A 23,866-nucleotide genomic window follows, 5' to 3' on the forward strand; every position below is an offset into this window, starting at 1 on the left:
ATGGCCCTTACAACAGCCATTCTCTGTTCATTTGTTCACTGAATCCGTCATTTTATCAGATTTCTATCTTAAGCCCATTCTCCCTAGACTTTCCACCCTACTTTGCATTTTACTTTTGTTCAAAATCTTTGAGGAAGTCCGCTAAATTTATTTTAGAAAAATCAGAAATAATTTCATCAGCGGCCGATAGATCTTGACTGGGATAGTCAGGATTTTCAAAGCCAATGGTGTAGGCCCCTGAACGATGAGCCGCTAAACTACCATTCTTTGTGTCTTCAAAGACCACACAATCCCCTGCAGATAAGCCTAATTGTCGGGCTGCTTCGATAAAAATATCAGGAGCTGGCTTAGAATGGGCGACTTCTTCCCCACTGACATAGACCTGGAAGCAGTCGTTGAGGCCTAATTCTTCCATAAAATGTTCAATTTCTGCCCGCGGGGAAGAGGAAGCCACAGCTAGGGGCAGGCCAGCCCCATGCAAGGCCTTGACAAAGTCCACTACCCCTTTAATCGGCTTGACCCCATCACGAGCGATCATGTCATGGCGTCTTTGGTTCATTTCTTGAATGTAATAAGCAACGCTTTCTGGTAGTTGACATTCTGCTTTCATGACTTGCCACATGTGTTCATGAGTGGTACCCATAAATTGATATTGGTAGCTCTCATCCTTATCAATGCCGCGGTCCCGAAGCATTTGTGTCTTGGTTTCCAGATAGGTACATTCAGAGTCAACCAGGACCCCGTCCATATCAAATAATACTGCCTGCATAAGTCACCTCACTTATTGTACTTTGGGGAAGGGACGTCCCGAAACGAAATAAACTTCCCCGTCTTGGGCTAACAAAACGTCCTCAGTCATCCCTAAGAAGAGGCCGTGTTCCACCACCCCAACTAAATGGATGAGTTCATCGGCGAGGGCTTGTGGGTCTTTAATGGCTTCTAAGTGTAAGTCAATAATATAGTTATCATTATCGGTATGGAAGAGCTCGCCAGTCTCCGTTTTCCGCATGGTGGGTTGGTAACCCTTGTCTTCAAAGTGTTTAAAGAGGTGTTGGTGACCGTTTTTAATCACTTCAACGGCGAGCGGGAAGGCGCCTAGCTGTTTCACATGTTTGCGTTCCTCAGCGACCCAGATAATTCGTTGACTATAGGTTGCCACGATCTTTTCCTCTAAGAGGGCACCACCGCCCCCCTTAATGCCGTCAAAATCATCGGTAAATTCATCCACCCCATCAATGGTTAAGTCAACCGCTTCAACTTGGTCAATCGGCAACACTTCAATGCCTAAGGCCTTGGCTTGGTCAATGGACTTCACTGAAGAAGAAACCGCCTGTAAATCAAGTCCCTCTTCTTGAACCCGTTTGCCCAATTCATCAATAAAATACCAGGCCGTTGACCCAGTACCCAGGCCGACTACAGTATGGTCTTCTACTAAATAAGCTGCTTGACGTCCAACTAATTCTTTATTATCCATTTTTCTATGTCCTCCTTTTTGCCTTCATTATACCTATTTTTCCTTGAATGTATAAGAATGTTACCGATTTCTTTATGATTTCTATACCAGAATTTGCCATAGGGCATGTCTTCCTTTGTCACAATAGAAAAAGGGAAATACCTTAGCAATATTTCCCTAAATTCTATTTATTCTAGTTAAGTTCCGCCTGACTCAAAAAGTCATAAACAGCTTCCATATCTTCACAAACCGGAATCTTATCCTCGATATCTTCCGCTTTCTTGTGGTGGACATTTAAAAACAAACCCTGCCAACCAGCATGCGTGGCCCCTAACATATCCGCTTCATAGTTATCGCCAATATAGAGGGTCGTGGCTGGATTTAGATCTAAAGACTCTTCCACTTTTTGAAAAATTTCTTTTGCTGGTTTAGCGGTGCCCATCTGACTAGAGATGAAAGTATTCTTTGCGTCAAAATAGTCCTCAAGCCCTAAGAGGTCCACCTTATGCGCTTGTTGGGCAGGGCCGTTAGTTAGGAGGAAGAGCTGTACCCCTGCCTCTTGTAAGAGGTCTAAGCAGGCCTTAGCCCCTGGTCGTAAGACGATATCTTCTTTGGCTTCTTCATACTTTTGGTTGAAGAGGATGGCGTCCTTCTTCTTGATGGTAAAACCAAACTGCGCATAGGTCATCAAGACTCGGTTGTTACGATATTGGTCCACTGAAGCTTGTCCATCCGTATAGCGACGAAACTCAATGTCACTATTCATTTGATAGAAATAATTAAAGGTCTCAAAACCAATGCCAGTTTCGATCACGTTCTCTTCCATATACTGGTAAACGGCTAAATAAGGTAAGTTACGGTCATATAGGGTATCATCCAAATCCCAGCCTACTGCTTGAATCAAGGGTCTCATCCTTTTCATTTATAATCACTAAGTTAGACAAAAAGGGAAAAGTAAACTCAGTAGAAAAGCCGCCAGTTGGGCGACTTCTTGCTGATCCCCTTCTCACCGTCTTAGTTTGTTTTCTTCCTAAAATCGATTTTAACATAAAGTCGATCAAGTGCCAGATGAAATCCTATAATGTAGCGTTTTCATTAATTTTCAAAATAAAAAAAGGAGCTCCGTCATCATTGAAGCTCCTGATTTTCTTTATGGTTAAACTAGCCTTTCACCCGTTCAGCCACCTTTTGCCCGGCTAAACGACCAAAGACTATAATTTCGCCGATGGAGTTGCCACCGATCCGGTTTGATCCGTGCAGACCACCGACCACTTCACCGCAAGCGTAAAGTCCAGGAATATAGCCGCTACTATCCGCTTTGAGGACCCGGCCTTCTTGGTCAATGCTTAAGCCCCCCATGGTGTAATGGACGCCAGGAGCGATCTCAATAGCATAGTAAGGCGCCTGGTCAAGGGGATGGAGACCTGTGCTTCGTCCGAAGGCATCGCTTCCGTCAGTGAGCCCTTGATTATAATCCGATAAGGTTTGGACGAGTTTTTCTGGTGGAAGGCCGATCTTTTCAGCTAAATCTTTCACATCGGCTCCCTCACTCACATAGCCCTTAGCCGCGTAAAACTCAATGGCCTTGGCCCGGTCACGGACGCCTTGGTCAAAGATCAAGCGGGCCTTGTGGTCTGGGAGGTCGGTAATGGCTTGGGAAACTACATCCCGGGTACCTAATTCATTAGTGAAACGTTGGCCCTGTTGGTCAACCAAAATGGCGCCTTCCCCCCGAACGGCTTCCCCAATTAAGATACCTTCCTCTTGGTGGACCGTGGGGTGGACTTGGATTTGGTCCATATCAACCGTGCCCGCTCCCAGTGCTTGGGCCATGAGGATCCCGTCTCCAGTAATCCCAGGACCAGAAGTGGTCACATAACCTGCCAGCTCAGGACGGGCTGCTTCGACTAATTTAGCGTTGGCACCAAAGCCCCCGGCCGCAATAATAACCGCTTGACTGTTTACTTCATAGTCTTGCCCATCAATTGCTACTTTAACCCCATACACTTCACCCTTCTCCAGTAATATTTCTTTGACATTGGCTTGGGTTAAAAGTGGGATTTGGCGCTCTTCTACATTAGCCTTTAAGCCTTTAACCAGGTAGCCACCCACAGCTGATCCATCGTGAGGGCGATGAGTCCGTGCCTTAGACATGCCACCGGTAATGGTTAAATTATCAAGAACAATCCCTAAATCAGCCAGCCATTCAATGGCTTGGGCGGAATGATCAACAAAGTAGTGGAGCAGATCCTGGTCATTAGTCCCATGCCCTCCCTTGAGGGTTTCTTGAAAGAAGTCTTCTTTCTTATCGTCCACTCCGGCTTGCTTTTGATAGCTCGTTTCACTGGCATTCATCCCACTCGATGCCTTATTGGTATTGCCACCGATTTTGTCCGTTTTTTCAAGAATTATCGGATCAAGTCCGAGGTCGCTTGCTGTAATTGCAGCGGTCATCCCCGCACCCCCAGAGCCGATAATAATCACATCATAAGAATCTTTTATGTTGACCATATTAGTCTGCCTTTCACTCTTAATATAAATGGAGTCCACTCTTTTCCTATCCCCAAAACAAAAAGCAACCCGCCCTCAAAGGACAGGCTGCTACTGTGAAGCTTAGTATCGCTTTAAAAGCGCGGTTTCTCTCCTGGGACATTATCAAAGCCCCCGGCGGCGAGAAACTCATTATAAAGAATACGACGGACATCATCCTCAGTTAATTGCTTACTCTCATGGAGCACGTCTTTAGGCTCATTATAAATTTTATAAATCATCTGGATACTATAGCCATCATCAAGATAATCCTTAATGTCCAGTAAACGGTCCACATCATTCAAAGAATACATCCGCCGATTGGTATCAGTACGGTGGGGGGCAATTAATTTTTGCTCCTCATAATAACGAATTTGTCGCGCGGTAAGATCGGTTAGTTTCATCACTGTCCCAATCGGAAAAACCGCCCGTGACCGCCGCAATTGTTTCTCTGCCATCCTAAAACCCCACTTTCTTTCTCTTGACTAAGTAGTTTCTGTCATGAATATGTTACTTTATCTCACATGAAAAGGCAAGTCCCTTGCCCTTTTATGTTTTATTCACTTGTCACTATTTTTATTTAATTTTCACTTTGATAGTCTTTAATGGCTTGGACCAAGTTCTTGCCGGCCACTTCAATGAGCGCGGGGTCTGTCCCGAGATTAATCCGGATATGGGTATCCTTCGCCTTAGTAGGCCAATAGGTATGTCCATAATTCACTGCTAGTCTAGCCTTGTCTTGGACCACATGCTTCAAGTCCTTACTTGGCACGTAAGCGCCCAAGTCAATCCACATCAGATAAGTCGCTTCTAAGTCGGCCACCTTGATCTCAGGTAAGGCTTTCTTGAGAGTATCACGCAAGTTTTGGTAGTTTTGGTAAATGATTTCCTTAATGGTCGCTAACCAGTCTTCCCCGTGGCGGTAAGCCGCTTCAAGAGCTAGATATCCAGCTGGAGACCCAGGATTATTCAAATGCAACTTGTCATAGAAGGCTTGGATCTTAGCCCGTAAGTCCGGGTCACGGACAATCATCAGGGAGTGAGTGAATTGGGCCAAGTTAAAGGTCTTGGAGCCTGCTGTTAAGGTAATCACTTGGTCAAAATCCTGTGCTTGGGCCAATTGATCGATAGCGATGTGATGGTGGCCTTGCCAGACAAAGTCACGGTGGATTTCATCACTAATTAGTAAGACATCATATTGCTTACAGAGGGCAACGACTTGCTTGAGCTCTTCCTCGGTCCACACCCGACCGGTTGGGTTTTGCGGTGAACAGAAGAGGAGAGCCTTGATATCGTCTTCCTTGAAGGCTTTTTCTAAGGCCACAAAATCAATCCTGTAGCCACTGTCATCGTCGCCAAGTAAGTCTTGCATCACTAAGGTGCGGTTGGCTTCTTCCACCACAGTACGGAAGGGATTGTAGACCGGATTTTGAATGAGGACCTTATCGCCTTCATTCAAGAGCGCCACTAAGACATAGGCAATCCCAGTACACACTCCCGGGGTGTAGAAATACCAGTCTTTTTCGGTGTCATAGTCGAAATGCTTCTTGGTCCAGTCAATAATGGCTTGGTAGTATTCCGGCCGCACAGGGGCGTAGCCATATTGGTTTTGTTCCACATAGTCGTGAAGGACTTGCTTGATTTCCGGTGCTGTCGCGAAATCCATGTCCGCGATCCACAAAGGAATCAAGTCACTGTCCCCAAAGGCATTTTCTAGCTGTCCCCACTTGGTGGTTTGCGTCCCTCTTCTATCTACGATTAAATCTGCTTTATTCATCAAATTCCTCCCTTTCCCAGTCTTTTCTATAAGTGTAGCATAGATTCAAGGCGGAGCTGGCCCTAGACCCCTCGCCCGCCATATTAAAAGCTGATCACTAGCTATCCCTAAAAGCGATAACCGATCACCATCACATAATCTGTCCGCTGCTTACAGCATGAAAAAAACGACTGCCCAGAGTAAAATGTAGCAGCCGTTTCCCTGTGATTTCACTCATTTTTAAGGGCCAAAGATTAAAGTCCCCACAAACCAGAGAATCCCAAAGGAAAAGATCAGGCAAAGATTGCCGAGAAAGTAGCCGAAGCTTTTATGGTAGAGGGCAAGTAGACCGCCTAGCAGTCCCAAGGCCGGACAAACAAACAGGGTGGCATAGGCCAAGGGCCGCATGGTGGGACCGAAGAGGTCGGGCAGTATAATAGACAGCACAATCACGACAATCCCTAACCAAAAACAATACTTATGACCCAAAGCTATCACTTGTTTCAACATCTTATCACCTACTCACGAAGGATTTGGATAAGTTATTATAGTCAATAATCATAAGAAAAGAAATAGTTTTTATCATTATTATAGAATAACCAAGAACAAGCCAAGTCCTCCTAATAGAGTCACTTGGCTTGTCATGCTTAGTCATATTTTTCAAAATTGAGACTTTGGGCGTTAACCGCACAGATAACCGTCGAAAGCGACATGAGAATGCCGGATAGGGCAGGTCCTAAAGTCAAACCCAGCGGGGCAAGTAAACCTGCTGCGAGTGGGATAGCGAAGATATTGTAACCCGCTCCCCAGGCTAGGTTTTGCTTAATTTTAGTGTTGGTGGCTTGGGAGAGACTCAGGCTATTTAAGACATCTTTTAATTGACTTTCCACCAGGATTATATCGGCTGAATCCATAGCCACATCGGTGCCGGCACCGATAGCGACCCCCACTTGGGCTTGGGCCAGAGCAGGGGCATCGTTGACCCCGTCACCAACCATCATGACGGACTTGCCTTGATTTTGCAGGCTTTGGATGGCAGCTGATTTTTGGTCAGGAAGCACTTGGCTAAAGACCTGGTCTAAGCCGATTTCCTTGGCCACGGCTTGGGCCACTTGGTCATTATCACCAGTCAGCATGACCGCTTCTACGCCTTGGTCATGAAGTTCTTGGATCACTGCTTTCGCTTCAGGGCGGACTTGGTCAGAGACGGCCAAGGCCCCAATCACTTGGTCAGCCTGAATCACAAAGACCACAGTCTTGGCTTGCTTGGTAATCTTTTCCAATTGCCTTGGGTCATAGTCATAACCGGCCTGGCGGGTGGCTTTGGGGCTGAGGATTTGGACTAAGTCGCCGTCAATTCGTCCTTCTAAACCAGCTCCACTGTGGTTGTGATAGTCAGTCACCGCTTTTAATTTAACCTCTTTGCCTTGGGCTGCCTTGACAATGCCCTTAGCAATAGGGTGTTCGGATTGTTGTTCCAGACTGGCTGCTAGGGTTAAGACTTGGTCTTCACTGTGACCAGCCAGTGGATAAATCCCATCCACCGCAAATTCACCCTTGGTTAAAGTTCCGGTCTTATCGAAAACCACGGTGTCCACTTGGTAGGCTTGCTCGAAAGGAATCCGGTTTTGGACTAAAAGACCAGAGCGCGCCGCTAGGGAAGTAGACTTGGCATTAACCAAAGGAATAGCCAGTCCTAGGGCATGGGGGCAGGCAATCACAAAGGTAGAGACCATGAATTGAATGGCGGTTGCGGCCGTGGTGAGGTTCCACCAGATGGCGAGAGCGATAACCCCTATTCCAAAGGCAATGTAGAAGAGCCAAGCTGCTACGCGGTCAGCCAAGCTTTGGGCCTTGGATTTTTGGGCTTGGGCCCCTTTGACCAGGTCTAGGACTTGTTGGACATAGGAATCGGCGCCTGCCTTAGCCACTCGAACTTGCAGGGCGCCATCGCCATTAATGGTGCCGGCAATGACTTGGTCGCCATCCTCTTTGGAAACGGGCACGGATTCCCCGGTAATGACCGCTTCATCCAGGCTAGAGTGTCCACTAACAATAACGCCGTCAACAGCCACCTTCTCCCCAGGACGGACGAGGACGCGGTCGTCGACTTGCAGTTGGTCAATGGCAACCACTTCAATCTCTCCGTCAGCGGTGATGCGGCTGGCCTCATTAGGGAGTAAATTTGCCAGGGATTCCAGGTCATCATTGGCCCGCATTTGCGACTTCATTTCAATCACATGGCCAAGCAGCATGATGAGAATCAAAGTGGCCAGTTCGAAGTAATAATTCATGCTGGCATCTAAGAAAAAGGTGGTCAACACACTATAAAGGTAGGAAGACACAATCCCCAAAGTAATGAGTAGCATCATGCCAGGTTGCTTATTTTGAATTTCCATCCAGCCATGTTCTAAGAAAGGTTTTCCCCCATAGAAGAAAACGATGGTCCCGAGGAGAAATTCAACCCAGCCTTGGCCCGGAAAAGTAATGGAATAATTAAAAATCATCATTAACATAGGGGATAAGACCGCAATCGGTAGGGTGAGCACTAGGACCACCCAGAAGCGTTCTTGCATATCTGCCATCATCCCCATGTGGTGCCCGCCATGGCCTTGGTGGTCTGCGTGGCTAGCATGATCGCCATGACCAGCATCACTGTGGCAGGAGGCCGCTTCATGGTGATGGTGGTCAGCTGCTTGACTGTAGCTCTTAGCGCCTGCCTGTTGATTAGATCTCACGGATTCTTGACTTTCATGGCCGCCACATGATTGTTCTTGACAGGTGCACCTCGCCCCTTGCCGGCAAGCATGGGGACAGGCATTTAAGCAAGCTGTTGTCATTTCATTCATCCTTTCTTTCTCAATTGGTTTCATTGTTTGATACTTAATTAATGCGTTGACTACATTTGTAATCACGTTACACTTTTAGTATAAGAGCCTCCACTTAAAATTGCAAGTCTTTCTGCTTGTCAGCTTGTTTAAAGTAGAAAAAACCGCCTAGCTTTCACTAGACGGTTCTTTTATTCTCATCAATTGTTTATTGGGTCACAATTGAAGGACAGGTTTTAAAAGGATGATTTGAAAAAACGGACTTAGTTTTTTCTTATGAGAAATCAAAAGTTTTATTTTTCAGGAACTTCGACAATCCAGCCTTCTGGTGCTTCGATGTCCCCATATTGGATACCCACTAATTCATCGTAGAGTTTTTGGGTGATTGGTCCAACTTCTTTGTCGGAGTAGAAGTTGAAGGTACGGTCACCGTGGTCGATCCGTGAAACTGGTGAAATAACCGCAGCAGTCCCCATAGCCCCGGCTTCAGCAAAGCGGTCTAATTCGTCCACGTATACGTCGCCTTCTTCCACTTCTAAACCTAGACGTTCTTTAGCTAGGTACATGGTGGAGTATTTGGTGATGGATGGAAGGATTGAAGGTGATTTTGGTGTCACAAACTTATTGGTCCCTTTTTCGATACCGTAGAAGTTTGCGGAACCCACTTCTTCAATCTTGGTATGGGTCGCTGGGTCTAAGTAAACCACGTCACCATAGCCGGCTTTCTTAGCTTTTTCACCAGGTAAGAGCGAACCACCATAGTTCCCACCAACTTTAGAAGCACCGGTCCCGTATGGAGCAGCGCGGTCATACTTGCTGGTGACAAATGGCATTGGTGCTAAACCATCACGGTAGTAAGGACCTACTGGCATGGTGAAGATCGTAAAGATGTATTCCTTAGCTGGGGAAACGCCAATGTTGTCGCCTACCCCAATTAATAATGGACGGATATACATAGAAGCACCGGTCCCATAAGGTGGGACATAGTCAGCGTTCGCTTGAACAGTTTTTACGACTGCTTCAACAAATTTTTCTTCAGGATAAGCTGGCATCAACATTCGTTGGGCGGAGTTAGCCATCCGTTTAGCGTTTTGGTCTGGACGGAAGAGTTGGATTTGACCATCTTTACGACGGTAAGCCTTCAAGCCTTCAAATGCTTCTTGGCCATAGTGTAAGGCTGGAGCACCTTCAGCAATTGGAAAAGTCTTTCCCTCTTCTAAGCCTTCTTTATACCATTCGCCATCTTTCCAATAAGCACGCCAACGATAAGGAAGGTCCATATAAGCAAAACCTAAATTATTCCAATCGATATTTACAGACATTGTCATTCCCCTTTCAAAATTACGATTTTGGGCACTCGCTTGAACTAGGTTCTAAAAGCGGCGCCCATTAGTTAAGTAGACTTATAATACCCTTTTCAAATTCATTTGTAAATACTTTTGGCGTAATTTGTTTGAATTGCTCGACAATTTAATTAAAAGACAATTTTTATTTAGCATATTTTAATGCCTTTTGCATGGCTAAGCAAGAAGAAATTTATCCTATAAAAATAAGCCGGGACTGGCCCAGCTTACTTGTCACTCATCATTCTTTATCTCTTAGCTAGCCCAGCTTCCCAGCAAGAAAGGCGGGGCTATGCGTTTTTTCCTCTTGCTTAATCCTGCCAGTGCTTGTCGATAAAGGCTTGCCGGCCCGATCCTTGGCGATAGGCTTGGTAGTGGTCAGGATTCTTGGCATGGAAGTCTTGGTGGTAGTCTTCAGCAGGATAGAAAGTTTGGGCGGGTTCAATTTGAGTGACAATGGGTTGGTCAAAACGACCGCTTGCTTCCAAGGCTTCCTTAGAGGCTTGGGCGATGGCTTTTTGTTGGTCATTGTGGTAGAAAATCACCGGGCGGTAGGAGTCCCCCCGGTCAGCAAATTGGCCCATAGCGTCAGTGGGGTCCGTTTGTTGCCAATAAATTTCCACCAGGTCTTGGTAGGAAATTAACTCAGGATTATAGGTGATTTGTACCGCTTCGGTATGGCCCGTTCCTCCCCGACACACTTCGCGATAAGTCGGGTTTTCAGTGTGACCACCTGTGTAACCAGACACGACTTTTAAGATACCGGGCATCCTTTCAAAAGGTGCCACCATGCACCAAAAACAGCCCCCGGCAAAAGTTGCTAATGCTTGACTCATCCTTAGTCCTTCTTTCTATACTTTAGTCTTACAATCATGATTCATTTTAAAGACTGCTCCTGGTGAAAACAACTCTTTTGCTTAGGAGGAGATTTTACTTGACGAAATAAAAATCGCTCCCCAAGTAGACCACTTGAGCGAGCGATTGATTCAGGTAATGTTATTCAAAAAGCGTCTTAGTTGAGGCCACGAGCGTTTTCCTTGGTAATTTGACTTACCCCACCCATGTAAGGAACTAGGACTTCAGGAATAGTGATCGACCCGTCAGCATTTTGCCCGTTTTCTAATACGGCAGCCACGGTCCGACCTACCGCCAAACCTGATCCATTTAAGGTGTGGGCCAGTTGGGTCTTCCCGTCAATATCGCGGTAACGAACTTGGGCCCGGCGTGCTTGGAAGTCCACGCAGTTAGAGCAAGAAGAAATTTCCCGGTAGGTGTTTTGGGCAGGCATCCACACTTCAATGTCGTAGGTCTTAGCGGATGAAAAGCCCATGTCTCCGGTGCAGAGGACAATCCGACGGTAAGGTAAACCGAGTAAGTCGAGAATATTTTCCGCGTTTTCGGTCATGGCTTCCAGTTCATCAAAGGATTGGTCAGGGGTTGCCACTTTCACCATTTCCACCTTTTGGAATTGGTGCATGCGGATCAAGCCCCGGGTATCGCGTCCAGCGGAACCGGCTTCAGAACGGAAACAAGGAGATAAAGCAGTCACTCGAATTGGCAGGTCTTCTTCCTTCAAGATTTCCTTAGCAAAATAATTGGTTAAAGGCACTTCTGCCGTTGGGATCAAGGTGAGGTCTTGGTCTTCATTAGTGATTTGGTAGACGTCTTCGGTAAATTTAGGAAATTGCCCAGTCCCATACATGGCCGTATCGTTGACCAAGAAAGGCGTGATCATTTCCATATAGCCTTCTTTTTGGTGTTGGTCCAGCATGAAGTTATATAAGGCCCGCTCTAAACGTGCCCCGAGGCCCTTATAATAGACAAAACGTGAGCCCGAGACCTTGGCCCCTGCCTCCCAGTCAAGGATATCCAGGTCTTCAGCGAGGTCCCAGTGGGCCTTGACTTCAAAGTCGAATTCAGGTTGGTCTCCGTGGCGGTGAATTTCCACGTTCTCGTCTTCATCTGCCCCTACCGGCACGCCTTCAGCAGGAAGGTTAGGAATCCGGGCTAAGATATCATGTTCCTCTTGGTCAAGTTTATCCAAGTCGCTATCCAAGGCCTTGATCTTGGTTCCCAAAGCCTTCATTTCTTGGATCTTGTCGTCAGCATTTTCCTTATTGCGCTTGAGTTGGCCAATGGCGTCCGAAGCAATATTGCGTTCCTTTTTCAAATTTTCCGCTTCTACAATCACTTGGCGGCGTTTTTGGTCGAGGTCGCGTAGGTGTTCGAGAGTCTCCTTCTCAACACCCCGACCCTTTAAAGCCTCAGCCACTTGGTCAAAATTATCCCGTAATAAACGCACATCAATCATTATAATTCCTCATTTCTTTTTATTAGTACGGTTCCTTGATTTATAAAAGAGATAAACAGCAATTCCTCAGCCACAATGCTTGAGCAAAATAAAAACCATTCCGCCCTTTTATCAAAGGGACGAAATGGTCATCATTATGCGCGGTACCACCCTGCTTCAAGGCAAGCGACTTGCCTTACACTTACAAATAACGGTTTGTGCCGGCGCTACTTCCTTATTTCTTAAGTCGTAGGCAGTCCTTGTGTGGATTCACCCAGGTTCCTTGTCCATTCTCACCCACCATGGACTCGCTAAAAAGTTTCCTAGATTACTAGTCACAAGCATTACTTGATCTATAAATAAAATCCCGAAAGACTTTATCGGAGTCAAACTCCAAAGCTACCCCTATTTTAAGAAGAAAAGACCGCCTTGTCAAATGGCTTTTGTCTGGTCTTTTACCTTTCTAGGCCAGGTCTGAACTTTTTGTATCGCTTTTTTTGATGTAATTATGGTAAATCTTGTCGATGAAGACAGCGATGGCATTATCTCCGGAAATATTGGCCGCGGTCCCAAAGGAATCCTGGGTCAAGTGCAAGGAAATCATAATTTGTTGCATGCCAGGGTCCACAATGCCGATCATCGGTAAGAAAGGTAAGGCGGACATGATCGCTCCCCCTGGCGTTCCCGGAGCAGCCACCATGCACACCCCGAGAGTTAAGATAAAGCCTAGAATCGTAGTGAGCTGGTGGGGCATGCCGTAAATTAATAAGAGGGCCGTGGCATTAGCGGTAATGGTAATCATGGATCCAGTCAAATGGATGGTAGCACAGAGGGGCACGACAAAGTTGGCAATGTCTTGAGACACTTCATTCTTAGCAGCTGACTTCAAGTTAACCGGAATGGTTGCCGCTGAAGACTGAGTCCCAATGGCAGTCATATAGGCCGGAATTTGGTTCTTCATCAGCTCCCAAGGATTCTTGCCCGCATAGGTCCCAAATAAAATAAATAGAAAAGCCACATAAAGAATCTGTAGGAGAATCACACAGAGAAAGACCTTCCAAAAGACCGAAATAATCGCAAACACCGAACCACTATAGGACAGATTACTAATATTACAGAAGATATGGATGGGTAACAATGGCACCACAATTTTAGCCAGGACCTGACTAATAATCCCACCAAAATCGCTAAAGCCTTCATAAAGCACCTGGCCACGGCCATGTTGGCGCAGCCAATAAATTCCAAGTCCCATCATAAAGGCAAAAATAATCGCCCCAGTCACGTCAAAGAAAGGCTCGATTGGAATCACAAAGAGGGGTTCCAACTTGGGAGCTGTTTGGGTTAAGCGCTCGACTAAACGCTCACTAATAAAGAAGGGAAAGAGCTGACTAGCCATTAAATAGGCCAAAAAACCGCCAACAATGGTCGATACATAGGAGGTTAAGACGGTAATGCCCAATAATTTACCCGCTCCCTGGCCCAAATCGGCAATCCCTTGGACCACAAAACCAATAATCATAAAGGGAATCACGAAGCTCAAGAAACTCGAGAAAATCCCGGTAAAAGTGACACAAAGTCGAAAGAACCACTCCGGGACAAAGGCCAGCTGCCCGACAATAATCCCTAAAATAATTGCTAATAAAATCCGGGGAACGAGGCCAATTTTCCTTTTTTCAAGTACTCTTGCCAACTTTCCCACCTCACTTTCATTTTCTTATCATGGTATTCTTATCATGTTAGCAAAAAGTGATCACTTTGTAAAACTGACTGGATAGCCCTCTATGCATAACAATGTAAAAAATACCTTAGCCGAGGGGTCTGGCGCGGGCCAGCTTAACTAATTTTTATTGTTTTTTCCGTATATTTTTAATTTTATATTGATTTTAGTTCGCCTTTTGATAAAATAAACGTGTTGTCTTCTGAGATTGATTCTCATTTAAATCATTTTATAGCTATTATTACTTATTTTACTTTTAATCGTCGCTTATCCCCTTAGCCGATAAGCGTCACATATAGAAAGGATATTCAATCGATGACCCAGTATTTCCAAGGTGACCTCTTCCATACTCCCATTTACGGCCAGTTAGACTATGTCCCCCAGGCGCTAATCGCAGTGGATGATCAAGGAAAGATTGAAGCCGTCACCCGCCAAGAGGACCCTGCTTACAATGAAGAATTGACCAAAGCCCAAGCTAGCAGCGATTTTGTTCGTTTAGAAGCTGGCCAATATTTTCTACCGGGCCTGGTAGATCTCCATATCCATGCACCCCAATGGCCCCAAGCCGGGATTGCCTTGGATGAACCCCTCAATGTCTGGTTGGATGAATGTACTTTTCCTTTAGAAGCCAAGTATGCCGATTTGGACTTTGCCCGCTCCGTTTATAGCGACCTGGTCCAACAATTACTGGCTCGTGGCACTACGACCGGCCTTTATTTTGCTTCTGCTCATCTGGAATCTTCCTATGAACTCGCCAAGATCTGCGCTCAAGCTGGTCAACGCGGTCTAGTAGGTAAGGTAGTCATGGATGACCCTGAAGCTAACCCACCCTACTACCGGGATGCTTCAACTGACCAAGCCCTTCAAGACACCGAGACCTTTATCCAAAAGGTCCGTCAATTAGCTAAAGACTACAAACAAGGGGTCTACCCAGTAGTTACTCCGCGTTTTGTCCCGAGTTGCACCGATGAAGCCCTAGCTGGATTAGGGGCCTTGGCGCAAAAATACCAAGCCCATGTCCAATCCCACTGTAGCGAAGGCCAATGGGAACACGACTTTGTGATGGAACGTTTCCAAGGCAAACGCGATACGGAAGTCTTACGCGACTTCGGTCTGTTAGGTCCTAAATCAGTCATGGCCCACTGTAACTTCCTCAACGAAGCAGACGGTAAGATTTTCCAAGAAACCGGGACCGGGATCGGCCACTGCCCTTATTCCAACGCCTATTTCGCTAATGCGGTTCTGCCGGTCAAGCGTTTGAAGGCTCAAGGAGTCAATATCGGCTTAGGAACAGATATTTCCGGGGGCTTCTCACCGAGTCTCTACGAAAATATCCGCCAAGCCGTGGTGTCTTCAAGAATCCTAGAAGACGGGGTGGATACCCAAATCGCCCCAGATGAACGCGGGGTTAAAGACAGCCGGATCTCCTTGGTCGAAGCCTTCTACCTAGCAACTAAAGGCGGCGGTGAATCGCTCGACCTCCCACTCGGTAGCATTGAAAGTGGTCAAGCTTGTGACCTACAATTAATCGACACCAAGCATGCCAACAATATCCTCCCTGACTTTGCTGTCTTTAATGATCCTAGAGAAATCTTTGAACGAATCATTTACCTAGTCACCCCGGAAAACATCCGTAAAGTTTGGGTTCAAGGTGACTTAGTGGTGGATAAGGGATAGGGATCTAAAACAATTTTTTCAAAATGACAAAATTGTTTACTTCACCTTATCGAGCGAGTATCATGACCTTATAAGGAGGTAATCTAATGAATATCACTTCAAGATTCCCTAAACATATTGATATCTCTACTCCTAGCGATGAAGAAGTCATGGCCTTATCTGAAAAATTACTTAAAAGTAACAAAAAGCTTTATGAAGAATTAGCTAAATAGAGACCTTAAATCAATTAAAGAAAACTCATTTCATAAACTATAGCGAAAGCCATCAAAACGACCCACTGTGACTAAAATCACGGTCGGTCGTTTTTTATTTCCAGCCTTCCCCTTTCACCGCTTAGACCAATTTTCCCACCGCTTAGCTGGAAAAGCCGTCAGCTTTCAAGCGATTTGCTATACTAAAACTGAAGCAAGGACCGCCTCATTTCAGTATTTACCTAAAGAAAGGGAGTGAAGCAATGGATGACAGCCCGATTAATATTCGCCAAGCTATTGATCCTAGCCTAAAAGAAACTTATATCACCATCCATGCCCCAAGCGAGGACCAAGCCCAAATCTTAGCAAAGCAACTCAGTTCCTACTTAAGACCAAACCCGAAAGATATCGCCCTGAAAATCGACGACCAGTACTTTATCCTCCATACTGAGGACATCCTCTACTTGGAAGTCAACCAGGGCCTCTTAACCATTACCACCAGCAAGGGCAACTACCAATGCCGGCAAAGCCTCTCTAGCCTAGCTGACAAATTGAACCGCCAAGATTTTATCCGTATTTCTAAGTACGCTATGGTACGCATCCAAGCCATTGAGCGTTTGGAGATGGCCTTTTCTGGGAATATGTACGCCTATCTAAGGACCGGGCAGCGGGTGAATGTTTCCCGTCGTTTTGTCAACCAGCTCAAAGATCGCTTAGGAATCTGAAAGGAGTTTCACCATGAAAAACATTGTCAATGCTATCTCCCAAAGCGTCTCATTAGCCATTATTATCTGGGTCATCATGGGTGCTATCTACACACAGGACTGGACCTATGTCTCTATGCTAGCTTCCGTCATATTCTTTGGCGCAGTGATCGGCGGGAGCTCAGTGATTTATGAATACAGCGCTTGGCCTCTCTTGGCTAAGGTCGCCATCCATTTTACAGTCTCACTTTTAGCCTTTCTCTTGATGAGTATCAGCAATCATTGGATCCCCTTCGACCTCGCTATTCTAGTGGGCGCAACGCTCCAATTTGCTCTCATTTTCTTTGCCATTTGGACCTGCTACTACTTCTATAACCGCCATAAAATCAACAAAATTAATCGTTTCCTGAAAAAGAAGAACGATTAAAAGCAAGAAAGAAGCCCCTAAGTGGAAATGATTTTCACACTTAGGGGCTTCTTGATTACCTCACTCGTCATCATCAAGCATCCAATTTTTCGGTTTTAATGACTATATTCCGCAATCTTAGCATTCAACCAGTCACTAATGAACTGCATGCTTTCATGGACCTTGCGGGTAATTTGGACGAAGGGACTGACCCGTTTGACGTTTTCTGTGGGCATCAAGTCAGTAGCCAGAGCTAATTGCCCGTCAACACTTTCGACAAAGGGAATATGGAGAATTTCTGTATTAACCGCTTCTCCCTCCTCTAAGGGGGCGCTCACTTCCAAGTTGCCATTCATGGAATAGGAAGCCGGTTCAATAAAGTCAGCTTCCGGATTGTCACTAATGGCGTAATTTTGGGGGATAAAGCAAGCCACGGTATTGCCGTATTGGAGCTGGGTGGTCTCCTTATTACCGCCATAGATCTCCACGGCCTCACCATTGTTATAGAGGGCTCCTTGGGGGATCAAGACGCACCAGTCTAAATGATTTTGCAGGTCAGTTAGGAGACGAGAGGTTTCTTGAAACCGGTCTGCATTACTTTCTGCTCCTAGAGTAACCAGGATGACTGGCCGTTGGTTAATGAAACTGGTCGCTACCAAACAGTAGCCCGCTCCCAGTTCAGTTCCAGTCTTCAGCCCAGTAACATCGCTTCTCCCGTAGGTCATCCCGGGCAAGAGTTGGTTACTGTTGGTCATGGTCACCTGCCAATCAGGGGCCACTTGGAAGGCCTTCTCTTGTACTTGCGAGCGGCTTTGGATATCGGGATAATCCTTGAGGAGCCGTTGGACGACTAAGGCTAAGCTTTTGGCTGAGAGTTGGTTTTCTTCCGTCTGGCTATATTCGCCTGGACGCGCGTCAGCCCGCAATTCACCGCGTAATCCAGAGGCTGAAACCAAGTTGTAATCACTAATCCCCAGTTGGTCTAACTTTTTGGCCATGAGGTCGATAAAGTGGTCTTCGCTGCCAGCCACCTTTTCTGCTAGGGCAACAGTGGCTGAATTAGCGGAGGCGATAATGACGGCATCAATTAGTTGATCGACACTATAATTAGCCGGTCCCGCCACCAAAGGCACGTTCGAGAGACCTTCTGCCTGAGATTGTTGGGCCAGGGCGGTCGACACGGGAACGGGGTCATCTAAGGATAACTTGCCCTGGGCGAGGTAGTCATAAATCACATAGAGACTCAACAACTTGGTCAGAGATGCAATCCCGTGCAAGTCATCGGCCTCCTTCTGATAAAGAATTTGCCCAGACTCTTGGTCAATGGCAATAGCATGCTTGAAACCGTATTGCTGGTTTTGAGTAAGTTGCTTGGAAAAATCAGCCACCGTCTCGCCACTGGCCATCACCGGACTAGCGATAAACAGAAAAGCCAGGGCGGATCCCAAGAAACTGCTTATTATCTTCTTAGTCACTGATATCATGCTTATCAGCCTCCTTATCAAGGGGTTGTTGATTAGGTAAGAGGAAAATGAAACGGGTTTGTCCCTGGTCGGATTCGGCCCAAATCTTACCGTGGTGCAAGTTCACAATAGTCTGAGCAATAGCTAGTCCAAGACCGCTCCCCTTAGTGGTTCGCGAAGGATCCACCCGGTAAAAGCGCTGGAACAAGTTCTCCAAAGCCGGCTTAGAAATTTCATTGCCGTCATCAATCACTTCAAAGCGGGTGGTCTGCTTTTGGGGAATAACCCTTAAGAGGATATACTCGCCTTCTCCACCATATTTAATGGCGTTTGTAATCAAGTTGGAAAAGAGGCGGACGATGGTTTCGGGATCAATGTCCACCCAGACCTCTTCTTGCCCGGAACTATCGACTTCAAGCCGCCGGCCCACTTCATCCGCCTGGAGTTCAAACTCGGCACTTAATTGTTCTAAGAGGCGGACCACATTGGTTTTTTGAGTATGGATCTTGGTATTAATGTTTTGAATCTTGGTGTACTCGAACAAGTCTTCCACCATTTTTTGCATCTGTAAGGCCTTATCATAGGCGATATGGACATATTCTTGGACCTTCTTAGGGTCATCAATTTGCTTGTTTTCAATCAGGCCCAAGTAACCGATCACCGAGGTCAAAGGAGTGCGGATATCGTGGCTCATATTGGCGATCAGTTCGTCTTTGGATTCCTCAATCCGCCGCTCTTCCTCCATGGCTTTAACCGTTGAATCAACCAAGCGGTTAATCGAAGACACCACCGGTTCCATACTGTTCATATGCTTGGTAGAAATTTTATGGTTGTAATTACCCTGAGAGATGTAATGGAGTTCATCCAGGATAAAACCCAACTGAATAGTCCGATTGCGCCGGTAAACCCGCCAAATTAAAATCATCAAGCCCGCCATCAAGTAAAAGGCGGTAAAACCAAGAACAAAATAGCGTTGAAAGCGGGGAAAGAACAATAACCAATAGGGATTTTGCTGGGATAAAAGCGGCATGAAATAATCGGTCAGGGTGATAAAAACAAAGACCATCCCAAAATAACCAATCACCAGTAGGGCCAAGACGGCGATGGTTTCAAATAATAATTCCGTAAAAATACGTAGGCGTCTTTTGGCAGGCATGCGCTCTTTTCCTTCTTTCCAAGCTTGATGGGCAGGGCAAAAAGTAGCGTCCTTACGCTACTCTAAGCTAGTCTTCAATTAATAATCGATCACTATGCGGTCGGTTCACTGATCTTGTAGCCGACTCCCCAAACGGTCGAGATGACCTTATCGCCACCCGTTGCGGTTTCAATCTTATCGCGGAGATGGCTGACGTGGACCATGACTGTCTTAGCGGAAACCACCGATTCTTGTTGCCAAACCCGTTCAAAGATTTCATCCGCTGAGAAGACCTCATTGGGGTGAGAAGCCAAGAGATATAAGATCCCAAACTCTAGGGCGGTCAACTGGATATCTTCCCCGTCAATGGTTTTCACTTCATGGGAGTTCTTATGGATAATCAAGGGACCAATCTCAATGGTATCGCCACTGCCTTGGTCACTCGCTCCCGACCGGCGTAAGAGTGACTTGACCCGGGCCATCACTTCTAAGGGGTTGAAGGGCTTAGTCACATAGTCGTCAGCCCCAGTGGTTAAACCGGAAATCTTATCCATATCCGCTGATTTGGCGCTCAATAAGAGAATCGGCACATCCACTTCTCGGCCCCGTAGTTCCTTAACCACGGTCAAACCGTCCTTACCCGGCATCATAATATCTAAAATAATTAGAGCAATATCCGGGTTTTCACTGATACGTTTTAAGGCTTCGTCACCATCATAGGCTTGCACCACATCGTAGCCTTCATTACTGGAATAAATAGTTAGTAATTCAACAATTTCCTTGTCGTCATCAACGATCAATAATTTCACAAGGATCCCTCCTCTGTTCTTTTCAACTCAACCAACTGCGCGCTGGTCTGAGTGTCACTTTTCACTTTTCTTCTATTCTACCAAAGATCTGCCCGCCAATAATCCGATCTGCTTTAAAATCTGCTTAAGAAAAGCTTAAATTCAAAGCCATTCAGCCAACTTTGCCCTTTTTTGCTAAAAACATGCTTAGCTTTTTTATGTATTATTCTAATTATCCTTAACCTATAATAAATTGGACCGGGCTGGTGCCCCCTATAAAATGACTATAAATATTCTAAAAGCGAGTAGACCGGGATGATCTCATTTAAGCTCCTCTTCCTACCTAACTAGGCAAATAACGGTTGCTAGCCTAAAGCTTTCCTTAAAAATTGGGTCAGCTTTTCAAAAAAATGTCAGCCGTGGTAAGATTAAGAGAGTAGTAAAAACATGCGAGAGGATTTGAAAATAAATGACTCAATACCATACTGTCCAATTAAGTGATGCGGACCATAACCACTTCGTTGAAAACCATCCCAATGGCGACCTGTTGCAGCTCACTGACTGGGCCAAGGCTAAAGAATTCACCGGTTGGTACTCCAAAAATGTTGCTGTGGCTGATGAAGCCGGTGACGTTCAAGCAGTAGCTAACATTCAATTCAAGAAAATCAAAGGCACCCCCTTGACCTTTGCCTACGCTTCGCGGGGCTTTGTGGTGGATTATGACAACCATGATGCCGTAGCTGCCATCAGCCAAGCAGCAGTAAAGGCAGCTAAAAAAGAACGTGCCGTTTATCTCAAGATTGACCCCGACTTGGAGCGAGAGGGCAATGAAGAAACGCTAAAACTTTTGGAGACCCTTGGCTTTCGCCATACTGGTTTTAAGGATGGGATGAGCGAACAATATATCCAACCCCGCCAAACCATGTACACCCCCATCGATCAATCGGATGAAGACTTGCTCAATTCCTATGAAGCGAAGACCAGAAACCTGGTTCGTAAGGCCATGAAGTCGGGGTTAGAAGTTTTTGAAGGTAGCCGGGAAGAATTGGATGTCTTCCACCGGTTGATGGAAGAGACAGGCGAACGGGACGGTTTTGCCACTCGAGATATTTCCTACTTCGAAGCCCTTTACGACAGTCTCCACCCCCAAGGCCACTTATATTATTTTATGATTAAGCTGATGCCGGACAAGATGGAGGAAGAAGCCCGTAAGGAACTAGCACTCATCGAAAAAGACCGCGAAAAGGTGGAAACCCGCCGCGACAGTAAGAAGAAAACCAACCAATTGAAGGAACTAGCGACCCGGCAAGAAAAACAAGAAAAATTAATTGCCGATGCGGACGAATTGCGTAAGGAACATCCTCATGGTCTCCCCCTGTCAGCAGCCATTCTTTGCTTCTGTGGTAAGAAGGCCTACTATCTCTATGCTGCTTCTTCTAACCACTACCGCAAGCTCAGTCCCAACTACCAACTCCAATATGACCTCATGCGTTTTGCCCGCGATAAAGGGGCCGAGACTTACGACTTTGGCGGGGTCAGCGTCGACCCTGATGAGGATTCCCCTTACCGGGGGCTTTGGGTCTTCAAACGCATGTGGGGGACTAAGGTCTCGGATAAAATCGGAGAATTTGACTACATCCTCATTCCAGGCCTCTACCAATTGATGACCTACGCTATTCCTAGAGTCCGCCATTTAATGAAGGGCTTCCGTAACAAAGAAGATAATGAATAAAATGTTAAATGAATAGAGACAAGTGAAAAGCCCTCAAGCATCTGCTTGAAGGCTTTTTTAACTGCTTATTTTTCTCTTAATTCCCAATCTAAGGTATAGCTATTCGGACCGGCATAATTGACATAGAATTTCTTATATTTGCGCCAATTGAAGACACTATTACCGTAGTTAAGGGCTGATTGGATGGAGCTAAAGCGACGGGGCTCACGAACAAAGCCATGTTTTGTATTGACCTTGGCCGTTTGGGCTGGTTTTTCTGTACTGCTTTCAGTCCTTGGCTTTTCAGCTGGAACTTCTGCTTTGGCAGGCGCTTGGACCACTAACTTGTCGCCTGGGTGGAGCATGTAGCCAGCACCTAACTTGTTCCAGGTCATCAAGTCTTGGATACTTACCCCATATTTGTGGCTAATTCGCCAGAGCGAGTCGCCTGATTGGACGGTGTAGGATGTCTTAGGCGTTGTGGTTTCAGCGGGCTTGCTTGTTTCAGTACTTGGCTTTTTACTTGGAACTTCTGCTTTGGCAGGGGCTTGAACCACTAACTTGTCCCCTGGGTGGAGCATGTAACCTGAACCTAACTTGTTCCAGGTCATCAAGTCTTGGATACTTACCCCATATTTGTGGCTAATTCGCCAGAGCGAGTCGCCTGATTGGACGGTGTAGGATGTCTTAGGCGTTGTGGTTTCAGCGGGCTTGCTTGCTTCAGTCCTTGGCTTTTCAGCTGGAGCTGCTGCTTTGGCAGGCGCTTGGACCACTAACTTGTCGCCTGGGTGGAGCATGTAGCCTGAACCTAACTTGTTCCAGGTCATCAAGTCTTGGATACTTACCCCATACTTGTGGCTGATTCTCCAGAGTGAGTCGCCTGATTGAACGGTGTAGGATGCCTTAGTCGTTGTAGACTCGGCGGGCTTGCTTGTTTCAGTACTTGGTTTTTCAGCCGGAGTGTCTGCCTTGGCAGGTGCTTGGACCACTAACTTGTCGCCTGGATGTAACATGTAGCCTGAGCCTAACTTGTTCCAGATCATCAAGTCTTGGATACTTACCCCATACTTGTGACTGATTCTCCAAAGTGAGTCCCCCGATTGGACAGTGTGAGAACCGCTAGCAGTTGAGCTTCCTGCAGGACTGCCTTTTGTGAGTGAAGGTTTAGTTTGTTCATTACTTTGACTGGCTTGACTATCTGACCCCGCAAGTGTTTGACCAGCTTGGGGATTTCTCAATTCCCATTTGAGAACATAGCGGTTAGGGCCAGCATAATTGACCCGGTATTGTTTGTACTTAGACCAATCAGCATGTTGGCTACCATAATTCATGGCTTGGTCAACCGTTTTAAAGGATTGACCTTCTTCCACCCAGCCACTCGATGCACTGACAGGATTAGCCTCGGCCTTGACTTCTGGACTTGCCACTGCTTGCAGGGCTGCCGCCGACAATAAGGACAGTGACGCCAGACTAAGCCATTTACTGTATTGGTTCATTGTTTCTTTTCTTGCTTTCATTTTTATAACCTCCCTTAGGGAAAGACGGCATACTCTGCTCTCTTTTCACTTATATTATAACAATCCCCTTAGACAAGTTAAAGCCATATTGTAACATTTCTGTAATATTAATCATTCCTTAAACTTTTTCCTTCTTATTTTTCTAGCAGAGTTTAAAAGTGCTTATTTATAAGCATTTCTGACTGATTATATTACCCTTTTTATTAAAAGTATTCCAACGAATATTTCTTTTATGACAAATTAATGTAACAATTGCGTAATATTACATTATTTATTAGTTAAAGAACTCTTTAAAGTAAGCGTTTCCTGAACCCCGATTCCCCATGTTTCATTAGGAATAAAAGTGGTATTATAGGAG

The 23,866-nt window shown here is 45.9% G+C and carries 19 protein-coding genes, 2 pseudogenes and 1 other annotated feature; of the genes and pseudogenes, 5 read left to right on the forward strand and 16 right to left on the reverse strand.

What is annotated here, in order from left to right; translation table 11 throughout:
* Positions 1-109: 109 nt before the first annotated feature.
* The 12 genes and pseudogenes from CJ190_RS08845 to CJ190_RS08900 all read right to left on the reverse strand — a co-directional run bounded on the left by CJ190_RS08845 (position 110) and on the right by CJ190_RS08900 (position 13,889).
* Positions 110-769: an HAD family hydrolase gene (locus tag CJ190_RS08845; protein WP_070598198.1), complete on the reverse strand. Its 660-nt coding sequence runs from the start codon at positions 767-769 to the stop codon at positions 110-112.
* 12 nt (positions 770-781) lie between these two features.
* On the reverse strand, positions 782-1,474 hold the full coding sequence (gene rpiA / locus CJ190_RS08850) for a ribose-5-phosphate isomerase RpiA (RefSeq protein ID WP_070598197.1): 693 nt from the start codon (positions 1,472-1,474) through the stop codon (positions 782-784).
* A gap of 172 nt (positions 1,475-1,646) precedes the next feature.
* Positions 1,647-2,357 (reverse strand): HAD family hydrolase, encoded by a 711-nt coding sequence (locus CJ190_RS08855; protein ID WP_070598196.1) that lies wholly within the window; start codon positions 2,355-2,357, stop codon positions 1,647-1,649.
* 257 nt (positions 2,358-2,614) lie between these two features.
* A pseudogene (locus tag CJ190_RS08860) lies at positions 2,615-3,970 on the reverse strand (flavocytochrome c); the annotation flags it as partial.
* A 107-nt stretch (positions 3,971-4,077) separates the two neighbouring features.
* Positions 4,078-4,440, reverse strand: a complete 363-nt coding sequence (locus tag CJ190_RS08865; protein WP_070598195.1) for a MerR family transcriptional regulator — start codon at positions 4,438-4,440, stop codon at positions 4,078-4,080.
* Positions 4,441-4,562: 122 nt separating this feature from the next.
* Positions 4,563-5,759, reverse strand: a complete 1,197-nt coding sequence (locus CJ190_RS08870) for a MalY/PatB family protein (protein ID WP_070598194.1) — start codon at positions 5,757-5,759, stop codon at positions 4,563-4,565.
* A 219-nt stretch (positions 5,760-5,978) separates the two neighbouring features.
* Positions 5,979-6,245, reverse strand: a complete 267-nt coding sequence (locus tag CJ190_RS08875; RefSeq protein WP_143739145.1) for a hypothetical protein — start codon at positions 6,243-6,245, stop codon at positions 5,979-5,981.
* Between the two features lie 140 nt (positions 6,246-6,385).
* On the reverse strand, positions 6,386-8,578 hold the full coding sequence (locus tag CJ190_RS08880) for a copper-translocating P-type ATPase (protein WP_230081173.1): 2,193 nt from the start codon (positions 8,576-8,578) through the stop codon (positions 6,386-6,388).
* Between the two features lie 281 nt (positions 8,579-8,859).
* A pseudogene (locus CJ190_RS08885) lies at positions 8,860-9,900 on the reverse strand (branched-chain amino acid aminotransferase); the annotation flags it as partial.
* Positions 9,901-10,220: 320 nt separating this feature from the next.
* Entirely contained in the window at positions 10,221-10,745 is a 525-nt protein-coding gene (gene msrA / locus CJ190_RS08890) for a peptide-methionine (S)-S-oxide reductase MsrA (protein WP_070598191.1), read from the reverse strand.
* Positions 10,746-10,921: 176 nt separating this feature from the next.
* Positions 10,922-12,220: a serine--tRNA ligase gene (serS, locus tag CJ190_RS08895; RefSeq protein ID WP_070598190.1), complete on the reverse strand. Its 1,299-nt coding sequence runs from the start codon at positions 12,218-12,220 to the stop codon at positions 10,922-10,924.
* Between the two features lie 112 nt (positions 12,221-12,332).
* Positions 12,333-12,553, reverse strand: a binding site (T-box leader).
* Between the two features lie 109 nt (positions 12,554-12,662).
* On the reverse strand, positions 12,663-13,889 hold the full coding sequence (locus CJ190_RS08900) for a dicarboxylate/amino acid:cation symporter (protein ID WP_070598189.1): 1,227 nt from the start codon (positions 13,887-13,889) through the stop codon (positions 12,663-12,665).
* Positions 13,890-14,231: 342 nt separating this feature from the next.
* On the opposite strand from CJ190_RS08900, the gene guaD reads away from it, so the two are divergent.
* The 4 genes from guaD to CJ190_RS08920 all read left to right on the forward strand — a co-directional run bounded on the left by guaD (position 14,232) and on the right by CJ190_RS08920 (position 16,915).
* The gene (gene guaD, locus CJ190_RS08905; protein WP_083307100.1) at positions 14,232-15,593 is read left to right on the forward strand and encodes a guanine deaminase; all 1,362 of its coding nucleotides are present in this window, start codon (positions 14,232-14,234) and stop codon (positions 15,591-15,593) included.
* A gap of 86 nt (positions 15,594-15,679) precedes the next feature.
* Entirely contained in the window at positions 15,680-15,805 is a 126-nt protein-coding gene (locus CJ190_RS08910; protein WP_256374869.1) for a hypothetical protein, read from the forward strand.
* A 242-nt stretch (positions 15,806-16,047) separates the two neighbouring features.
* Positions 16,048-16,509, forward strand: coding sequence for a LytTR family DNA-binding domain-containing protein (locus tag CJ190_RS08915; protein WP_070598188.1), 462 nt, complete (start codon positions 16,048-16,050; stop codon positions 16,507-16,509).
* A 13-nt stretch (positions 16,510-16,522) separates the two neighbouring features.
* The gene (locus CJ190_RS08920; protein ID WP_070598187.1) at positions 16,523-16,915 is read left to right on the forward strand and encodes a DUF3021 domain-containing protein; all 393 of its coding nucleotides are present in this window, start codon (positions 16,523-16,525) and stop codon (positions 16,913-16,915) included.
* Between the two features lie 95 nt (positions 16,916-17,010).
* Here the strand turns inward: CJ190_RS08920 and CJ190_RS08925 are convergent, their stop codons facing one another.
* The 3 genes from CJ190_RS08925 to CJ190_RS08935 form a co-directional block, all read right to left on the reverse strand.
* Positions 17,011-18,378: a serine hydrolase gene (locus CJ190_RS08925; RefSeq protein ID WP_070598186.1), complete on the reverse strand. Its 1,368-nt coding sequence runs from the start codon at positions 18,376-18,378 to the stop codon at positions 17,011-17,013.
* A complete protein-coding gene (locus CJ190_RS08930) occupies positions 18,362-19,513 on the reverse strand; it encodes a sensor histidine kinase (RefSeq protein ID WP_070598185.1) in 1,152 nt (383 codons plus the stop codon). Before CJ190_RS08930 ends, CJ190_RS08925 begins: the two co-directional genes overlap by 17 nt.
* A gap of 92 nt (positions 19,514-19,605) precedes the next feature.
* The gene (locus tag CJ190_RS08935; protein ID WP_070598184.1) at positions 19,606-20,301 is read right to left on the reverse strand and encodes a response regulator transcription factor; all 696 of its coding nucleotides are present in this window, start codon (positions 20,299-20,301) and stop codon (positions 19,606-19,608) included.
* 448 nt (positions 20,302-20,749) lie between these two features.
* Between CJ190_RS08935 and CJ190_RS08940 the strand changes: the two genes are divergently transcribed.
* A complete protein-coding gene (locus tag CJ190_RS08940; RefSeq protein WP_070598183.1) occupies positions 20,750-22,012 on the forward strand; it encodes a lipid II:glycine glycyltransferase FemX in 1,263 nt (420 codons plus the stop codon).
* 65 nt (positions 22,013-22,077) lie between these two features.
* Here the strand turns inward: CJ190_RS08940 and CJ190_RS08945 are convergent, their stop codons facing one another.
* The gene (locus CJ190_RS08945; protein ID WP_101562080.1) at positions 22,078-23,508 is read right to left on the reverse strand and encodes a LysM peptidoglycan-binding domain-containing protein; all 1,431 of its coding nucleotides are present in this window, start codon (positions 23,506-23,508) and stop codon (positions 22,078-22,080) included.
* Positions 23,509-23,866: the final 358 nt, after the last annotated feature.

Origin of the sequence: Aerococcus loyolae, assembly GCF_002871915.2 — a bacterium.
GTDB classification, from domain to species: Bacteria; Bacillota; Bacilli; order Lactobacillales; family Aerococcaceae; genus Aerococcus; species Aerococcus loyolae.

What these genes read in the sequence shown, in the direction of transcription:
- CJ190_RS08845 (WP_070598198.1), bottom strand. Translation starts at nt 769, where the DNA reads ATGCAGGCAGTATTATTTGATATGGACGGGGTCCTGGTTGACTCTGAA.
- rpiA (WP_070598197.1), bottom strand. Translation starts at nt 1,474, where the DNA reads ATGGATAATAAAGAATTAGTTGGACGTCAAGCAGCTTATTTAGTAGAA.
- CJ190_RS08865 (WP_070598195.1), bottom strand. Translation starts at nt 4,440, where the DNA reads ATGGCAGAGAAACAATTGCGGCGGTCACGGGCGGTTTTTCCGATTGGG.
- CJ190_RS08870 (WP_070598194.1), bottom strand. Translation starts at nt 5,759, where the DNA reads ATGAATAAAGCAGATTTAATCGTAGATAGAAGAGGGACGCAAACCACC.
- CJ190_RS08880 (WP_230081173.1), bottom strand. Translation starts at nt 8,578, where the DNA reads ATGACAACAGCTTGCTTAAATGCCTGTCCCCATGCTTGCCGGCAAGGG.
- msrA (WP_070598191.1), bottom strand. Translation starts at nt 10,745, where the DNA reads ATGAGTCAAGCATTAGCAACTTTTGCCGGGGGCTGTTTTTGGTGCATG.
- serS (WP_070598190.1), bottom strand. Translation starts at nt 12,220, where the DNA reads ATGATTGATGTGCGTTTATTACGGGATAATTTTGACCAAGTGGCTGAG.
- guaD (WP_083307100.1), top strand. Translation starts at nt 14,232, where the DNA reads ATGACCCAGTATTTCCAAGGTGACCTCTTCCATACTCCCATTTACGGC.
- CJ190_RS08910 (WP_256374869.1), top strand. Translation starts at nt 15,680, where the DNA reads ATGAATATCACTTCAAGATTCCCTAAACATATTGATATCTCTACTCCT.
- CJ190_RS08915 (WP_070598188.1), top strand. Translation starts at nt 16,048, where the DNA reads ATGGATGACAGCCCGATTAATATTCGCCAAGCTATTGATCCTAGCCTA.
- CJ190_RS08920 (WP_070598187.1), top strand. Translation starts at nt 16,523, where the DNA reads ATGAAAAACATTGTCAATGCTATCTCCCAAAGCGTCTCATTAGCCATT.
- CJ190_RS08925 (WP_070598186.1), bottom strand. Translation starts at nt 18,378, where the DNA reads ATGATATCAGTGACTAAGAAGATAATAAGCAGTTTCTTGGGATCCGCC.
- CJ190_RS08930 (WP_070598185.1), bottom strand. Translation starts at nt 19,513, where the DNA reads ATGCCTGCCAAAAGACGCCTACGTATTTTTACGGAATTATTATTTGAA.
- CJ190_RS08940 (WP_070598183.1), top strand. Translation starts at nt 20,750, where the DNA reads ATGACTCAATACCATACTGTCCAATTAAGTGATGCGGACCATAACCAC.
- CJ190_RS08945 (WP_101562080.1), bottom strand. Translation starts at nt 23,508, where the DNA reads ATGAAAGCAAGAAAAGAAACAATGAACCAATACAGTAAATGGCTTAGT.